We start from the raw sequence: 14977 nt of genomic DNA, 5'->3' as shown, positions 1-14977 counted from the left end.
CGTGCCGATTGCGACCGGCGCATTTCAGGCAGTGGCCTGCTGGCGTTTCAATCCGGCCAGCGCAAGGCGCCGGACGAATCCTTGTTAGGCATCTTCATGGCATTGGCGGGCCGCTCGGCCGCGGTCAGTATGGCGCGCAGGCGTTCGGCGACAATCTCGGCCTCGCCGGGATGAAGATTGCAGGGGTCGAGGAAGAAATGGCCGCGCTCCACTTCGTGGTTGCGTACGATGATCGGCGGCGAGCCGGCGGCCAGCGCCGAGGTGAGACCGGCCGCGGTGAACCGGCTTTCGGGGAGTACAAAAATCTGCAACCGATCGAGAGGGTTGGCGGTCGGGTCGGGAATGATCTGCGCAATGATGCCCGGCAGCCCCTGCACCGTGTCCTTCCACAAATTGAGTGCTGCCTCTTCGCGGCGGCGGATGCCGGCATGGTCGCGTTTTTCCCAGGCTTCCAGTGCGGCCATGGTGCCGGCGATGCTTTCCTTGCCGACCTTCATGGCGCGCGCGACGCCGCGGTTCTGCAGATAGGCGGCTCGAACCAGATCCTTGCGCCCGGTGACGATGCCGCTGGTCGGCCCACTCAGGAATTTGTGGCCGCTGTAAATGACAATGTCGGCGCCGCGCGCGAGGAAGCCGCGCAGGTCATATTCGGAAGCCGCATCGACAATCACCGGAACGCCCCTGGCGTGGCAGATCTCGCAGAATTCCTCCAGCGACAGCATGCCATACTGCACGGTGTGGTGGGCGACGACATAGAGGCCCGCCGCCGTGCGGTCACGGATTGCGTCGCGGACGTGATAGTCCTGCGTCACGCTGACCGTGCCGGCCGGCACGACCTTGGCACCCGCCAGCCGGACCGACTGGTCGATCGGCGCGCCGTAGTTGACGATGTGGCCGAGCTGGACGATCACCTCCGATTTTAGGCCTTCTGTGTCGTCCGGCAGGCGTTCGATGGCAAGCAGGTTGGTTCCTGTCATCGCCCCGGCGATCGCCATGGTGATGCCGCTGGCGCAGCAAGCAGTGATGAAACCGGCCTCGCCGCCGGTGAGGCGCGCGACGATCGTGCTTGCGGCACGCTGCAGATCGTCCATCTCCACCCATTGCGAGGCCATTTCCGCCATGGCGCTGATCGCTTCCGGGACGATGATCGACGCGCCGAGCGCCGTCATCGTGCCGGAGACGTTGATGATCGGGCGAAGGCCGAGCCGTTCGCGAATCGTGGTGTTGGAGCCGTCGGCGGAATAGGTTTTCATTTCTGCGGTTCCCATTTTCTCGAGAGGTCAGGAGGCGATCTCGACGACCGCCTCGATTTCAACGGTGATGTTTCCAGGCAAGGAGCCGACGCCGATCGCCGAGCGGGCATGGCCGCCGATACTGTCGAACACATCGGCGAACAGATCGGAACAGCCATTGACCACCTTCGGGTGGTCGCTGAAGGTCGGTATCGCGTTGACGAAGCCGAGCAGCTTGACGATGCGCACGATCCGGCCAAGGTCGCCAGTGGCCGCGTGCATGACGGCGAGCAGATTGAGGCCGGTGAGGCGGGCATGGCCATAGGCCTGCTCGACGGTGACATCGTCTCCCACCTTGCCGGTGAACAGCGTGCCGTCTGTCCGCAGCGGTCCCTGGCCGGACAGGAAGATCAGCCGGCCGCTTTCGGCATGGGTGACGAAATTGGCGATTGGGGTCGGCGGCTCGGGCAGCGTCAGGCCCAACGCGGCGAGCCGGATATAAGGCGTCATGAAAGAAGGCTCCTTGCGACAGCTTTTGCTGTCTCGTTCTAGAAATGCGAGGCGCGGAAGCGTGCCAGGAAGGTGCGCAGGCGCTCGTTGTCGGTGTCCGCCGCCAGGATTTCGCTAGGTGGACCCGCCGCGCTGACGCCGCCATCGGCCATGAAGATGATGCGGCTCGAGGCATCACGGGCAAAGGCCATTTCGTGCGTGACCATCACCATCGTCATGCCGTCCTCGGCCAGGCTGCGCACAACCTCGAGCACCTCGCCGACCAGTTCCGGGTCGAGCGCGGAGGTTATCTCGTCGAGAAGCAGGATCTTCGGCCCCATGGCCACGGCACGGGCAATGCCGACACGCTGCTGCTGGCCGCCGGACAGTTCGGCGGGCAGGCTGTCGGCCTTGTGGGCGAGGCCGACCCGACCGAGCCAGTGGTCGGCGATGGTGCGGGCCTCCGCACGGCTCTTGCCGCGCACCTTGGTGAGGCCGAGCATGATGTTGCCGGCGGCCGTCAGGTGCGGAAAGAGGTTGAAGCTCTGGAACACCATGCCGGTCTCGGCGCGCATCGTGGCGAGGTCGCGTTCGCCGCGGCGCTGGCGGGCTCCTGTTTCGCGAAAGCCGACCTCCTTGCCGTCGATGCGGATCGAACCGCTGTCATAGCTTTCGAGGAAGTTGACGCAGCGCAATAGCGTGGTCTTGCCACTGCCCGATGGGCCGATGACCGTCACCACTTCGCCGCGCGCCACCCGCAGGCTGACCGAACGCAAGACCTGGACGGTTCCAAAGGATTTGGAAACATCGGTGACATCGAGAAGGGCCGGGATGTTGGTCGAGCTGGTGGACATCTTGCTATTCCCGGATGAAGGAGAAACGCCGCTCTAGCCGCCGGCTGGCCAGCGAAAGCGCGTAGTTGACCGCGAAGTAGATGAGCGCGCCGAGAACATAGAGCGGCATGGCTTCGTAGGTGCGGCCGATGACCTGGTTGATGGCCTGCATCAGGTCGGTGATGCCGAGCAGCGACACCAGCGCGCTGCCCTTGACCGCGTCGGTGACGCCGTTGATCCAGGGCGGCAGGAAGCGCCTGAACGCCTGTGGGAAGATGACGTAGGCGAGCCGCTGGCGAAAGGTCAGTCCGATCGCCATGGCCGCCTCGGATTGCCCTCTCGGAATGGAGCCGACCGCACCCCTGAGATATTCGACCACCTGCGCCGTCTTGAACAGGGTCAGCGCCAGCACCGCTGCCCAGAAGGATGGCAGATGAAGCCCGACCGCAGGCAGGCCGTAGTAGACAAAGAAGATGAGCACCAGGATCGGGATGCCGCGAATGGTGTCGCTGAAGATGCGCACGGCCCATTGCAACGGTATGGGGCCATAGACGAGGCCGACACCCATGATCACGCCAGCGATCAGTGAAAACACCACGACCAGCAGGGACACCCACAGTGTCAGGGCAAAGCCCTGGGCGAGGAAAGGCAAGGCATAGGCGATCTGGGTGAGCATGTCAGCGCGCCGCCCTGAACCGGCGCTCGACAAGGCGAAGCGCGAAAAGCAGGATGTAGCCGGTCACCAGATACATCGCGGTGACCACGAGATAGACCTCGACGATGCGGAAGGTGTTGAAGTTGATCCACTGGGCGCCATAGGTCAGCTCCGGCACCGAGATGACCGACGCGATGGACGTGTCCTTGAACAGCGATATGAAGGTGTTGGACAGCGCCGGCAGCGTGATGCGCAGCATGGTCGGCAGGCGCACGTTGAGCAGCCTTTGCCACGGCGTCAGGCCGATTGCCTTGCCGGCATCCAGCTGTCCGCGCGGAACGGCTTCGAGCCCGGAGCGGAACACCTCGACCAGATAGGCGCCGCTGTAGAGCGACAGCGTCACGACAAACGAGGTCGGCGCGCTGTAGGCGATATCGACCACCGTCGGCAGGCCGTAGAAGACGAGATAGACGAGCAGGATCAGCGGCACGTTGCGGATGAATTCGACATAGGCGGCGATGATGGTGCGCACGATGCGTCCGGCAGACACGTACCAGACCGCCAGAACCAGGCCGATGACGATGCCGATGGCGATCGATATGACGGCAAGCTCGAGACTGAGCAGCAGGCCGCCCCAAAGCTTGTCGAAGTGCCGCCAGATCAGGTTGAAATTAAGGGCATAGCCCATGCGTCCGCCTTAAAGGCTTGTTGATATTCAGGTGATGCCGGCCTGCAAACGCCGGCTTTCTGCGCTTCCGGTGCTCACGTACTTTAAGTACGCTCCGCTCCGGTTCTCGAAAACCACCGTTTTCGACTCGGCCTGGCCTGAATCTCAACAAGCCTTGGTGCCGAGGGTTGTCGGAGGTGGAAGGGCGCTGGATACGCCCTTCCGCCCGATGCAGGTCAGATGGCCGGGAAGCCGGGATGGCGCGCCGGCGGCTCCTGTCCGAAATAGTCCTTGAAGGCGGCATCGTAGAGTGCGTTTTCGTGACCGAACATGGCGATGGTGAAGGTCGCGTTGACGAAGGTCAGCCAGTCGAGGTCGCCTTGCCGCAGGGCTGCGCCATAAAGCATGCTCAGCCAGCTCTTGCCGGCGTCGAAATATTTGTCCGGATTGCGCGAGGCGAGCCAGCGCACCGTGGACAGATCGACGGCAGCGGCGTCAACGCGTTTCGATTCCAGCGCCTGCAGCACGTTGGCCTGGGTATCGATCTGCATGACCTGGCACTGGGGCAGGACCGAATGCACCTGCGCTTCGGCATCGACATTCTGCAGGATGGAGACGCGTGTTGCCGCGCCGCCGGCAAGCAGCTTGTCGAAGGTCTTGTTCTCGGCGGTCGGAAGGCTCAGCAGGGCGATGCCCTCGACGTAGTAAGGCCGGGAAAAATTGACCAGCTGCGAGCGTTGGGCGCTCATCGTCATGAACTGGATGGTGATGTCGACCTTGTTGGTGGTCACGTTGGGAATGCGCTGAGCCGGATCCTGCATGACGAATTCGACCTTGGTCGGATCGTCGAAAAGGCCCTTGGCGAGAATGCGCCCCATGGTGATGTCCATGCCGACGAGTTCGCCGGCATCATTCTCGAAGTGCCAGGGTGCGTTGGTGCTGCCGGTGCCGACGATCAGCTTGCCGCGATCGAGCACGGTGCGCAGCAAGCTGTCGGGTGCCGCCTGGGCAGCGGCCTTCTGGGCATCGACGGTTGCCAGCACGCCAGCCGTGGCCAGCCCTGCCATTCCCAATTTCAGAAAATCACGTCTTCCGGATGTGTCGTTCACGGCGACCTCCTTTCGTGTTGTGTTCCCCTTGTGCACAGGCAAGACACGCGTTGGTAATTTTGTCTCTTACAAGAGACGAGTGTACCCTGTACAAGACAGATATTAACACTAGGAATCGACAATGCAAGATGGCAATGCCTCGGCAGTTTCGGCCGGCGAGAAGATCTCGGGCTCCCGTGAAAAGGGGCTCAACCGGGTGCTCGAGATTCTGGAGTTTCTTCACACGACCCAGCGGGCGATCGGCATTGGCGACCTTGCCAAAGGCGTGAATGCGCCCCGCTCGACGACCTACACGCTGGTGCGGTCGCTGGTCGATGCGGGACTGCTGGAAATGGAAAGCGACGGCAATCGCGTCTATTTCGGCAAGAAGCTCTATCTCTATGGAATGGATTATGTGCGGGGCAACGACCTCTTGAGGCGGGGGCGCCAGGAGGTCGACAATCTGTCGCGCGAGACCGGCGAGACCTCCGAACTGTGCATGCTGCAAAGCGGGCGCTATACGATCGTCCACGCGAGTCCCGGCACCAGGCCGTTCCGCATCAGTTCCGCCACCGGCTTGCAGATACCGCTGCCCTGGACGGCCTCGGGGCGGCTGCTTCTGGCGGGACTGGAGAAGGCTGAGATCGAAGACATGGTGTCGGACGACGATCTCGTGCTGCCCGACGGGCGCAAACTGCGGCTCGACGATTTCGTCGCCGATATCGCAAAAGCGCGGATCACCGGCTATTGCGTCACTTCGGGCCTTGTCGATGCCTATACGAAGTGCCTTGCCGCGCCGGTGTTTTCAGCGCCGGGCAAGGTCGAAGCGACGATGTGCCTGGTGGTTCCCATCGATACGTCCGAGGAGCGGACCGGCGAACTCATCGGCCTGCTGCGCAACCGCGCCGCGAAGCTTTCGACCGTGGCCTAGGCGCGCCAGCCAGCCAATGCTGGTTCAGGCAATGATGTCGGGAATGATCTTGTCTTCCAGCGCCATCAGCCGGTCTTTGAGGAACAGCTTTTTCTTCTTCATGCGCTGGATCTGCAGTGGATCGCAGGCCATGGCGATCATCGCGTTGATGGCCGCATCGAAATCCGCGTGCTCCTGCTTCAGCCGGGAATATTCGAGGCGGATATCAGCCTGTTCCTGATCGGACATTATCTACCGTCTGCACGTCTGCGGCGCCCAAAAATGGGCCTGATTGGGCGGGGCCGGCGTGATTTTGCAACCGGCGCGCAGCCCATATCACATTTCACATTGTCGTGGAATGCTACCACGGATCATTCGACATCGTTGCCGGAAGGTGGCACACTGTCACCGTGCCGTCACAGAAAGCGAACCTGCGGTGGACGCGCCGTGACGGTTGCAATCGAGGAAACCATGAAAGGGAGAACCAATCATGTCTCTTGCATCCCATCTTGATGAGTTGCAGCGGAAACACGGCGACATCGAACGTGAAATCGATGACGCGATGAACCATCCATCGGTCGACGACCTCGAAATCGTGAATCTCAAGCGACGCAAGCTGGCACTCAAGGATGCGATTGAAAAACTAAGAGGGAAACCGACCACGCATTGATGCCCTGCTGACCTAGCCGCTTACGATCCGCGGCCTTTTTTCCCGGCGGTTCCCGCCGCCGGCATGGTGGGTTTTGATTTCCAGTACTGGGCTATCGGTCGAGTCTGGACTGCCATCCGTTCAATTTCCACTTCGGCCGTCGCCAGCTTTCGCCAGATTATCGATTGTTTCTGGCCCATGGCGGCGGACCGATTCCGGCCAGTGGCGACCTGTCGCCATTGACAAGCCATCTTTGCTCCTCCACCTCATGCCCGGACTTTAGCGCATCGGCCCGGAGCGCATTTTGTGCGTCCAGTTGGACGCATGGCGCTCCAGAGACAAAAGGCTGCCGGCATGACCGGATATTTTTCCTCTCCTTTTCCCCGCCGCACCTCGGTCGGCGTCGACGTCGGCGGCGTGGTCGTCGGTGGCGGCGCGCCCGTTGTCGTGCAGTCGATGACCAACACCGACACGGCCGATGTCGACCAGACGGTTGCGCAAGTCGCAGCACTCCACCGGGCCGGCTCGGAGATCGTGCGCATCACCGTCGATCGCGACGAGAGTGCTGCTGCTGTGCCGCGCATTCACGAGCGGCTTCAGCGGCTTGGCATCAACGTGCCGCTGGTCGGAGATTTCCACTATATCGGCCACAAGCTATTGGCCGATCATCCGGCCTGTGCCGAGGCGCTGGCCAAATATCGCATCAACCCCGGCAATGTCGGCTTCAAGGACAAGAAGGACCGGCAGTTCGCCGCGATTGTCGAGATGGCGATCAAACACGACAAGCCGGTGCGCATCGGGGTCAACTGGGGCTCGCTCGACCAGGAGCTTTTGACTCGGTTGATGGACGACAACCAGGACAAGGGTTTTCCGCTGACCGCGCAAGAGGTGACGCGCGAGGCGATCGTGCAGTCGGCGATCCTTTCGGCCGAGATGGCGGAAGAGATCGGCCTTGGCCGCGAGAAAATCATCCTGTCGGCCAAGGTCAGCGGCGTGCAGGACCTGATCGCCGTCTATACCGAGCTCGCCACCCGCTCCAACCACGCGCTGCATCTCGGCCTCACCGAGGCCGGCATGGGCTCGAAAGGCATCGTCGCTTCGTCGGCCGCGATGGGCATCCTGCTGCAGCAAGGCATCGGCGACACCATTCGCATCTCGCTGACGCCGGAGCCGAACGGCGACCGAACGCGTGAGGTGCAGGTGTCGCAGGAGTTGCTGCAGACCATGGGGTTCAGGCAGTTCGTGCCGATCGTCGCCGCTTGCCCGGGCTGCGGCCGCACGACCTCGACCGTGTTCCAGGAACTTGCCCAGAACATCCAGGCGGATCTGCGCAAGAACATGCCGGTGTGGCGCGAAAAATATCCAGGCGTCGAGAACCTCAAGGTCGCCGTGATGGGTTGCATCGTCAACGGTCCGGGCGAGTCCAAGCATGCCGACATCGGCATTTCGCTGCCCGGCACCGGCGAGACACCGACCGCGCCTGTCTTCGTCGACGGCAAGAAGGCGGCGACCCTGCGCGGGCCATCGATCGCGGCGGATTTCGAGAAAATGGTCGCCGACTATATCGAGCAACGGTTTGGTCGCGGCAAGGCCGCGGCGGAGTAGGTGCGATGCAGCGTTTCCTCAGGGCGACGCTCGTTTTACTTTGCGCCCTGGTCTGCTCGACAGCTGTTCAAGCGGATCCGCCGCAATCCGCCAAGCAGCGGCTGATCGACAGGGTCTGCACCCTGATCCAGGCGCATGCCGATCAGAACGGCCTGCCCAGGGATTTCTTCGCCCGGCTGATCTGGAAGGAGAGCCGTTTCGATCCCAACGCCGTCAGTCCGGTCGGCGCCGAAGGCATCGCCCAGTTCATGCCGGGCACCGCCAAGATGCGGGGGCTCGCCAATTCCTTCGACATCGACCAGGCGATCCCGGCCTCGGCTAGATATCTCGCCGAAATGAAAACCGGCTATGGCAATCTCGGCCTGGCGGCGGCCGCCTACAATGCCGGTGAGAGCCGGGTGTCGCGCTGGCTCAGCTCCGGCGGCTTCCTGCCGATGGAAACCGAAAGCTATGTCTTCGACATCATGGGCGAGCCGGCCGACAAGTTCACCGACCGGGCCTATGCCGGAAAGATCGAGCCACTCGATGCAAAGACGGATTTTGCCATCGCATGCCGCAGGCTGCCGGTGATCATGTCGCGGACCGTGGCGATGGCCTCGATCAACATAAAGCCGTGGGGCATCCAGGTGGCTGGCAATTTCCGCCGCAGTGCCGCGATCAACCAGTGGCTGCGGGTAAGGAGCCGGTTCCCGGCCCTGCTCAACGGGCACGATCCGGTGGTCAGCCGGGTGCGCACGCCAATCGGCCGGCGCGGCATCTACGCAGTCAGGATCGGTGTCGACCACCGCGCCGATGCCAACGTCATCTGCCAGAAATTGCAAAGTGTCGGCGGGGCATGCGTGGTGGTGCGCAACCGGTAATTTGACCCCTGCCGGCACGATGTCTTGTCTGAGAGAGGGGCTGTAGGTGAAAGCCAGGATTATTTTGCTCAACGGCGTCGGCAGTGCCGGCAAGAGCTCGATCGCCAAGGCGTTGCAGACAATCACCGCCGCGCCCTTCTTGCATGTCGAGATGGACACTTTCATCGCGATGCTGCCCGACGCCTTGCAGGACCATATGGATGGTTTTTCCTATCAAACCATCCAACGGGACGGCAAGCCTTCGGTCGTGATCGGTACCGGACCGGTTGGGGCGCGAACCCTGCGCGGCATGCGCCACGCCATCGCGGCGATGGCCGGGCAAGGCAACAACCTCATCGTCGATGACGTGCTTTGCAATGGCGAACTGCCGGACTATCTCGAACTGCTATCGGCCTTCGATCTCCATGTCGTTGGTGTCCGGGCGCCGCTGGAAGTGCTGGAAGCGCGTGAGGCCCTGCGGGGCGACCGAATGCCAGGGCTGGCGCGCTGGCAATATGAACGCGTGCACAAGGGCATAGATTACGACCTCGAAGTCGACTCCGGCGTCCTTACGCCACTCGATTGCGCCCGTCGCATCCAGCAAAGATTTCAGCTATAGCGGCGGCCATCTTCACCAGGGGCGACAGCCCTGCCTTTGACGAGCAGCCTGGGCCGCAACATGTTCGATGGATACATTATCTGCGGCACGCCGAGAACCGGAAGCACTCTGTTGTGCAAGCTTCTGGAGTCCACGAAGACGGCCGGCACGCCCCACTCATTCTATCGGCGGCAGGACGTGTCGGAGTGGGCCGAAGAGTGGAAGCTTCCTGATCGCGACACGATCAGCGAACTCGAATTCAATGTCGCCTATCTCAACGCGGCGATCGCCGCCGGCAAGGGTGGGACCGGCCTCTTCGGCCTTCGCTTGATGCGCGAAAATCTGGATGAACTCTCGGCCATCCTCGACCGGATTTTCCCAAAACTGCCATCCGATAGAGCGCGTCTTGAAAAGGCCTTTGGCCTCATCCTCTACATACACCTCTCTCGGGAGGACAAGCTTGCGCAGGCTGTCTCCCTGATCAAAGCCGAGCAGACCGGCCTTTGGCATATCGCTCCCGACGGCACCGAGATCGAAAGGGTCGCACCGCCGAAAGAGCCCCAATATGATTTCGAGCGGATCAGGCGTGAGGTCACGGAACTCGAGACCTATGATGCAGCCTGGAACATTTGGTTCGCGGAGCAAGGCATATCCCCGCTGCGGGTCGGCTATGAGCGTCTTGCCGCGAACCCGGCTGCGACATTGCTAGGCATCTGCGAAGCCCTGGGGGTCCGAGCCCCTGGCGCCGAGGATGTAAGCCCCGGCGTTGCAAAGCTCTCTGACGACACGAGCCTCGACTGGATGCGCCGCTATCGTCTGGACGCAGCCGTCTGACGCATCTGTAGACGCGGCTAGGCGGTCCTGGCCACCACCGTCTCGCTGAGCCAGGTGCCGATCTTGGTGCCGAGGCGGTCGGGCGAAACGGGCTTCGGCAGATAGTCGTCCATGCCGGACTCGATGCACTTGTCGCGATCGCCCTTCAGCGCATGCGCGGTGACGCCGATGATCGGTATGTGGGTGCCCGTCGAGGTCTCCATGGCCCGGATCGCGCGGGTCGCTTCGTAGCCATTCATCTCCGGCATCGAGACGTCCATCAGGATCAGCTTGGGGCGCAGCGCCCGGTACATCTCGACCGCCGTGCGGCCGTTGCCGGCGATGCGGTAGCTCAAGCCCAACCCATTGAGGATCTGGCCGAACACCAGCTGGTTCACGTCATTGTCCTCGGCAATCAGGATGTCGATCGGTCCGTTTGGCGTGGTTGTCGATTCCGGCACTACCGCGACCGGCATCGCCGGGCCGCGGATGACGGTAAAGGCAGGTGGTGCTGCCGGGGGAGCCTGCACGATCGGTTCGCGGACGAACTGCGCCTTGCCGACCTGCGAGCGGGCCTTCTGCACGACCGAGATGACGGTGCCGAGCAGGACCGCGGAGCGCGCCGGCTTGGTCAGGTGCGCGGCAATGCCGAAGTCGATGATCATCTTGCCGAAATCGACCTGGTCGACCGAGGTCAGCAACACCACCGGGATGGAGGATAGCCGACTGTCGTAAGCAATGGCTCTGGCGACGTCGGCGCCGTTCATGCCCGGCATCTGATAGTCGAGGATGATGCAGTCGACGGCGGCGCCCAGCTGAAAGGCGCGGTCGAGGAAGGCCAGCCCGACGGCGCCGCTTTCGGCGGCGGCACAATCGAAGCTCCAGCTCCTGAGCTGCTCGAGCAGGATTTCGCGGTTGACCGGATTGTCGTCGATGACCAGCACACGCGCGCCGGTTACGTCGACCGGCACGATTTCGTCACGCGCCGCGGCCTGATGCGCGGGCAGCGGCACAGCGAACCAGAACACGGAACCGCGGCCGATCTCGCTCTCGACGCCGATCTTGCCTGCCATCAGGTCGACGAGGCGGGCGGCGATGGCGAGGCCCAGCCCAGTGCCCTCATGACGGCGGGTGGACGAGCCGTCGACCTGCGCGAATTTCTCGAACACGTTCTGCAGTTTCTCGGCCGGTATGCCGATGCCGGTGTCCTCGACGCGAACCTTGAGCTGGACCACGTCGTTGACGATCTCGCCGCCGACATCGATCAGCACATGACCCTTTTCGGTGAACTTCACCGCGTTGCCGAGCAGGTTGGTGATGATCTGCCGGAACCGGCCGGCGTCGCCGACGACATGGGCCGGCAGGCGCGGGTCGACGCGCACGATCAGTTCGAGGTTCTTTTCGGCGACGCGCGCCGATACCAGCGTCGCCACATCCTCGACCGCCTCGGAAAGGCGGAAGGGAGCGGGGTCGAGGGTGAGTTGCCCGGCATTGATCTTCGAGAAATCGAGGATGTCGTTGATGATGGTGAGCAGCGCATTGCCGGATTTGACGATGACGTCGGTGAAGGTCCTCTGGCGCGCCGTCAAATCGGTCTTGGCCAGCAGTTCGGCCATGCCGAGCACGCCGTTCATCGGCGTGCGGATTTCGTGGCTCATATTGGCCAGGAATTCCGACTTGGCGCGGTCGGCGGCCTCGGCCTTGAACAGGGATTCGGCGGATTCGGCAAAGGCGCGGCGGATCGCCACTTCCATCGGGCGGAAGATCCAGAAGGCGACGATGGCAAGGGCTGCGAACAGGATGCCGCTTGCCCACAACAGCAGCCTGTCTGAGGAGGCATCGGCCAGTTGGCGCTCATCGTCCATGGCGGTGCGGACGCGGACCAGCATGGGCTGGGCGAACAGGTCGTTCTGGTTGCGGATTTCGCGATAGCTCCACTCGTCGACCTTCTGCGCCACCGACATCAGGTTGAAGTTGCGCACCATGTCGCGCGGCGACCAGAACAGGTCGCCGTTGACGGAAGTGGATTGGAGTTCGTTGACGGTCTTGGTCGACAGGCGCGGCTTGATCGCGGCAAGCTGGGCGGTCAGCGTCTCGATCTCGCCGGTCAGGCGTTCCGAATGGCCGCGCGCCGATGTGGTCAGCGCATCGCGTGTCTCCGCCCGCCAGGCTGTGCCGGTCGTTTCGGCAAAGCTGGTCGCGTTGCGCAGGTCGCGGGTGAAGATGACGAGGTTGCTGCTCAGCGCATCGATGTCACGGCGAAAGGAATTGACACGATCGAGCGCAATCACGATGCCCGCGGAAGCCAGCGCGAAGATCAGCAACCCCGAAATATAGCGAATCCGGACTGACCGGATGAAGGACGAATATTCCGGCATGCGCAACCCCAACACATACGCACCATTTTAATGGTCGGGATTACGCTTCATTTACATTAAAATTTCGTGTGGATAGGCGAGCCATGCGAACCGCCGGATGGATGACAGCTTCTTGACCCTGACAATCCTTCCGAGGTCACTTTCGGGTCTCAGGCCGCCACGGCGACGAGGGCGCGGATGCGGCCACTCACCGGGCCCTCCCCGAACCGTTTCCCCATGGCATTCGCCACGTATCGCGTCGCCTCCTCCAGCGAGCCGCCGCGCGCCTCGATCTCGGCACGCAGGGGTGTGCCCTGGCAATAGGCCGCGGCCGCCTCATAAGGCGACGGAGCGGCACTCACGGCATCCAGAGGCTCGATGGTGACGTCACGGAACCCGGCGGCATGCAGGTCGCCACGGACGGCGTCCGCATTGTGATAGCCGTGCGGCGTCCTCGCCATGAAGCGCGGCGGATCGGTGGGGAAGAAATCGCCGAGCGCCCGCGTCACTTCATCGGCGAACTCGTTCTCTTCGATGGCGCCCCAGACGTTGAACAGAAAATGCCCGCCCGGCCGCATCACCCGCCGCGCTTGGCCGTAGGCGCCTACCCGATCGGGGAAGAACATCGCACCAAATTGGCAGACCACGGCGTCGAACTGTGCGTCCTCGAAGGGCAGCGCCTGGGCATCGGCCTGCTGCCAGATGATCCGAGGATCGTCCGCCATCCGCGTGCGCGCGTGGTCAAGCATGGGCTGGTTAAGATCGGTGGCCACGATGCGTGCTTTCGCCGGCAGTCTTGCTGCGAGCGCACGTGTTACCACACCGGTGCCCGCAGCCACTTCGAGCACCGATTGCGGTCCGAGTTTCGACGCCCGCTCCGCCAGATCCCGCGCATATGGCTCGAAGATCAGCGGCACCATCGCCCGGTCGTAGACCTCGGCAATGGAACCGCTGAACAGCTTGTCGGTGGTCGACATGGCATCCCTCCAACTCTGTCCGCACCGCGTGGTTGCCGTGAGGATGGCAAAGCGATGTCGATCCTCTGCTTCGGCAGGCTTCCGTTCAAGTTCAATCTCTGAACCGGTCGGCGGGGACGAGCGTGCTTTGATCAGCGATCAGCTCGATGTCTTGGTTGGCCCCGACCTCAGCTGTTACGCACCGCCACGAATGTCGCCGCTTCCTTCAGCAACTGGGCATCGTCGCCATAGGGCTCAAGCAGTGCATGCGCCTGTTCGACGAGACCGTGCAGTTGGCTGCGCGCCCAATTCGCGCCATGCAGCGCGACCAGCGTCGCCTTGCCGGCGGCAGCGTCCTTGCCGGTTGCCTTGCCCATCTGGCTGGCATCGGCGGTCAGGTCGAGCAGGTCGTCGGCGAGTTGGAAGGCAAGACCGATCGCGGAGCCGAATTCGGCCAGCCGCTCCCGATCCTCGGCAGGAGTGCCGGCGATGAGGGCGCCTGCCTCGCAGGCAAAGCGGATAAGCGCGCCGGTCTTCATCGCCTGAAGCCGGATGATGCCGGCCTCGTCCGGTGGGTCCTGTTCGGCTTCGAGGTCGAGCTTCTGGCCACCGACCATGCCACCTGCTCCGGCCGCGCGGGCAAGCGCCAGCACAAGGGCTGCCCGCCGCTCCGCCGGCAGCGTGGTCGCCTCGCCGGCAATGATGTCGAAGGCCAGCGTCAGCAAGGCGTCGCCGGCCAGGATGGCGGTTGCCTCGTCGAAGGCCTTGTGCACGGTCGGCTGGCCACGGCGCAGATCATCGTCGTCCATGGCGGGCAGATCGTCGTGGATCAGCGAATAGCAGTGCACGCATTCAAGCGCGGCGGCGACGCGCAGTGCCGCCTCGCCGTCGGCGGAAAAAAGTGCCGCACTTTCCATGACCAGGAAGGGGCGCAGGCGCTTGCCGCCATTGAGCACGCCGTGGCGCATCGCCGCCATCAACCGGTCGGGCCGGGCGATCTCGCCCGAAAGCGCGCGGTCGTCGAGCAATCGCCGCAGAAGCACCTCGACGGCGGCAGCCCGTCTGATGAGTGCCATTTCGAACGCCATTTCGTCGTCATTCGTCATGGCCGGGACCGGTAGCCGACACTCAGACGTTGCGCAAGAAGGCAAGCGCCATTATGCCGGAGCAGTAAGAGCCCGTTTGGAAACTCTACTCCTGCGGTCATCTGAAGGCGTTTTCTGCGCTTCCGGTGCTCACGTACTCAAATGTACGCTCCGCTCCGGTTCTCGAAAACACCGTCATAT

Annotated in this window: 16 protein-coding genes; 6 read left to right on the top strand and 10 right to left on the bottom strand. The window is 63.0% G+C overall.

Annotation, left to right across the window (positions count from 1 at the left end; translation table 11 throughout):
* Positions 1-47: 47 nt before the first annotated feature.
* The 6 genes from EN993_RS05145 to EN993_RS05120 all read right to left on the bottom strand — a co-directional run bounded on the left by EN993_RS05145 (position 48) and on the right by EN993_RS05120 (position 4985).
* Positions 48-1253 (bottom strand): aminotransferase class V-fold PLP-dependent enzyme, encoded by a 1206-nt coding sequence (locus EN993_RS05145; RefSeq protein ID WP_127262569.1) that lies wholly within the window; start codon positions 1251-1253, stop codon positions 48-50.
* Positions 1254-1280: 27 nt separating this feature from the next.
* The gene (locus EN993_RS05140) at positions 1281-1742 is read right to left on the bottom strand and encodes a RidA family protein (RefSeq protein ID WP_109664942.1); all 462 of its coding nucleotides are present in this window, start codon (positions 1740-1742) and stop codon (positions 1281-1283) included.
* A gap of 38 nt (positions 1743-1780) precedes the next feature.
* Positions 1781-2575, bottom strand: a complete 795-nt coding sequence (locus tag EN993_RS05135) for an amino acid ABC transporter ATP-binding protein (protein WP_127262568.1) — start codon at positions 2573-2575, stop codon at positions 1781-1783.
* 4 nt (positions 2576-2579) lie between these two features.
* Complete coding sequence (locus EN993_RS05130; protein ID WP_109664948.1) at positions 2580-3230, bottom strand: amino acid ABC transporter permease; 651 nt, start codon at positions 3228-3230, stop codon at positions 2580-2582.
* Between the two features lies 1 nt (position 3231).
* Positions 3232-3897, bottom strand: a complete 666-nt coding sequence (locus tag EN993_RS05125; protein WP_109664951.1) for an amino acid ABC transporter permease — start codon at positions 3895-3897, stop codon at positions 3232-3234.
* 215 nt (positions 3898-4112) lie between these two features.
* Positions 4113-4985, bottom strand: coding sequence for a transporter substrate-binding domain-containing protein (locus EN993_RS05120; RefSeq protein WP_109665470.1), 873 nt, complete (start codon positions 4983-4985; stop codon positions 4113-4115).
* Between the two features lie 121 nt (positions 4986-5106).
* Here EN993_RS05120 and EN993_RS05115 point away from each other — a divergent pair, with 121 nt between their 5' ends.
* Positions 5107-5895, top strand: coding sequence for an IclR family transcriptional regulator (locus tag EN993_RS05115; RefSeq protein ID WP_109664954.1), 789 nt, complete (start codon positions 5107-5109; stop codon positions 5893-5895).
* Between the two features lie 24 nt (positions 5896-5919).
* Here the strand turns inward: EN993_RS05115 and EN993_RS05110 are convergent, their stop codons facing one another.
* Positions 5920-6123 carry a DUF465 domain-containing protein gene (locus EN993_RS05110; protein WP_023757446.1) on the bottom strand — a complete coding sequence of 68 codons (204 nt, stop codon included), beginning with the start codon at positions 6121-6123 and terminating at the stop codon, positions 5920-5922.
* Between the two features lie 241 nt (positions 6124-6364).
* On the opposite strand from EN993_RS05110, the gene EN993_RS05105 reads away from it, so the two are divergent.
* The 5 genes from EN993_RS05105 (at position 6365) to EN993_RS05085 (ending at position 10399) form a co-directional block, all read left to right on the top strand.
* Positions 6365-6544 carry a YdcH family protein gene (locus tag EN993_RS05105; protein ID WP_056586668.1) on the top strand — a complete coding sequence of 60 codons (180 nt, stop codon included), beginning with the start codon at positions 6365-6367 and terminating at the stop codon, positions 6542-6544.
* A 333-nt stretch (positions 6545-6877) separates the two neighbouring features.
* On the top strand, positions 6878-8128 hold the full coding sequence (gene ispG / locus EN993_RS05100) for a flavodoxin-dependent (E)-4-hydroxy-3-methylbut-2-enyl-diphosphate synthase (RefSeq protein WP_056586899.1): 1251 nt from the start codon (positions 6878-6880) through the stop codon (positions 8126-8128).
* A 5-nt stretch (positions 8129-8133) separates the two neighbouring features.
* Positions 8134-8988, top strand: a complete 855-nt coding sequence (locus EN993_RS05095) for a lytic transglycosylase domain-containing protein (protein WP_109664957.1) — start codon at positions 8134-8136, stop codon at positions 8986-8988.
* A 46-nt stretch (positions 8989-9034) separates the two neighbouring features.
* Positions 9035-9586, top strand: coding sequence for a chloramphenicol phosphotransferase (locus EN993_RS05090; protein WP_109664961.1), 552 nt, complete (start codon positions 9035-9037; stop codon positions 9584-9586).
* Between the two features lie 60 nt (positions 9587-9646).
* Positions 9647-10399, top strand: a complete 753-nt coding sequence (locus tag EN993_RS05085) for a Stf0 family sulfotransferase (protein WP_164757545.1) — start codon at positions 9647-9649, stop codon at positions 10397-10399.
* 17 nt (positions 10400-10416) lie between these two features.
* On the opposite strand, the gene EN993_RS05080 is transcribed toward EN993_RS05085, so the two are convergent.
* The 3 genes from EN993_RS05080 to EN993_RS05070 all read right to left on the bottom strand — a co-directional run bounded on the left by EN993_RS05080 (position 10417) and on the right by EN993_RS05070 (position 14797).
* Entirely contained in the window at positions 10417-12756 is a 2340-nt protein-coding gene (locus EN993_RS05080; protein ID WP_109664967.1) for a response regulator, read from the bottom strand.
* Positions 12757-12905: 149 nt separating this feature from the next.
* Positions 12906-13712 (bottom strand): class I SAM-dependent methyltransferase, encoded by an 807-nt coding sequence (locus tag EN993_RS05075; RefSeq protein ID WP_109664970.1) that lies wholly within the window; start codon positions 13710-13712, stop codon positions 12906-12908.
* 167 nt (positions 13713-13879) lie between these two features.
* Entirely contained in the window at positions 13880-14797 is a 918-nt protein-coding gene (locus EN993_RS05070) for a polyprenyl synthetase family protein (protein WP_109664974.1), read from the bottom strand.
* Positions 14798-14977 lie beyond the last annotated feature (180 nt).

It is taken from the genome of Mesorhizobium sp. M7D.F.Ca.US.004.01.2.1, from assembly GCF_003997785.1.
In the GTDB taxonomy this organism is placed as follows: Bacteria; Pseudomonadota; Alphaproteobacteria; order Rhizobiales; family Rhizobiaceae; genus Mesorhizobium; species Mesorhizobium loti.
Note: the sequence above shows the minus strand (reverse complement) of the source record. Positions and strands in the feature narration are given on the sequence as shown.

Excerpts from the sequence above, each read along its gene's own strand:
- EN993_RS05085 (WP_164757545.1), top strand. The coding sequence starts at position 9,647 with ATGTTCGATGGATACATTATCTGCGGCACGCCGAGAACCGGAAGCACT.
- ispG (WP_056586899.1), top strand. The coding sequence starts at position 6,878 with ATGACCGGATATTTTTCCTCTCCTTTTCCCCGCCGCACCTCGGTCGGC.
- EN993_RS05145 (WP_127262569.1), bottom strand. The coding sequence starts at position 1,253 with ATGAAAACCTATTCCGCCGACGGCTCCAACACCACGATTCGCGAACGG.
- EN993_RS05130 (WP_109664948.1), bottom strand. The coding sequence starts at position 3,230 with ATGCTCACCCAGATCGCCTATGCCTTGCCTTTCCTCGCCCAGGGCTTT.
- EN993_RS05125 (WP_109664951.1), bottom strand. The coding sequence starts at position 3,897 with ATGGGCTATGCCCTTAATTTCAACCTGATCTGGCGGCACTTCGACAAG.
- EN993_RS05135 (WP_127262568.1), bottom strand. The coding sequence starts at position 2,575 with ATGTCCACCAGCTCGACCAACATCCCGGCCCTTCTCGATGTCACCGAT.
- EN993_RS05105 (WP_056586668.1), top strand. The coding sequence starts at position 6,365 with ATGTCTCTTGCATCCCATCTTGATGAGTTGCAGCGGAAACACGGCGAC.
- EN993_RS05140 (WP_109664942.1), bottom strand. The coding sequence starts at position 1,742 with ATGACGCCTTATATCCGGCTCGCCGCGTTGGGCCTGACGCTGCCCGAG.
- EN993_RS05070 (WP_109664974.1), bottom strand. The coding sequence starts at position 14,797 with ATGACGAATGACGACGAAATGGCGTTCGAAATGGCACTCATCAGACGG.
- EN993_RS05115 (WP_109664954.1), top strand. The coding sequence starts at position 5,107 with ATGCAAGATGGCAATGCCTCGGCAGTTTCGGCCGGCGAGAAGATCTCG.
- EN993_RS05110 (WP_023757446.1), bottom strand. The coding sequence starts at position 6,123 with ATGTCCGATCAGGAACAGGCTGATATCCGCCTCGAATATTCCCGGCTG.
- EN993_RS05080 (WP_109664967.1), bottom strand. The coding sequence starts at position 12,756 with ATGCCGGAATATTCGTCCTTCATCCGGTCAGTCCGGATTCGCTATATT.
- EN993_RS05095 (WP_109664957.1), top strand. The coding sequence starts at position 8,134 with ATGCAGCGTTTCCTCAGGGCGACGCTCGTTTTACTTTGCGCCCTGGTC.
- EN993_RS05075 (WP_109664970.1), bottom strand. The coding sequence starts at position 13,712 with ATGTCGACCACCGACAAGCTGTTCAGCGGTTCCATTGCCGAGGTCTAC.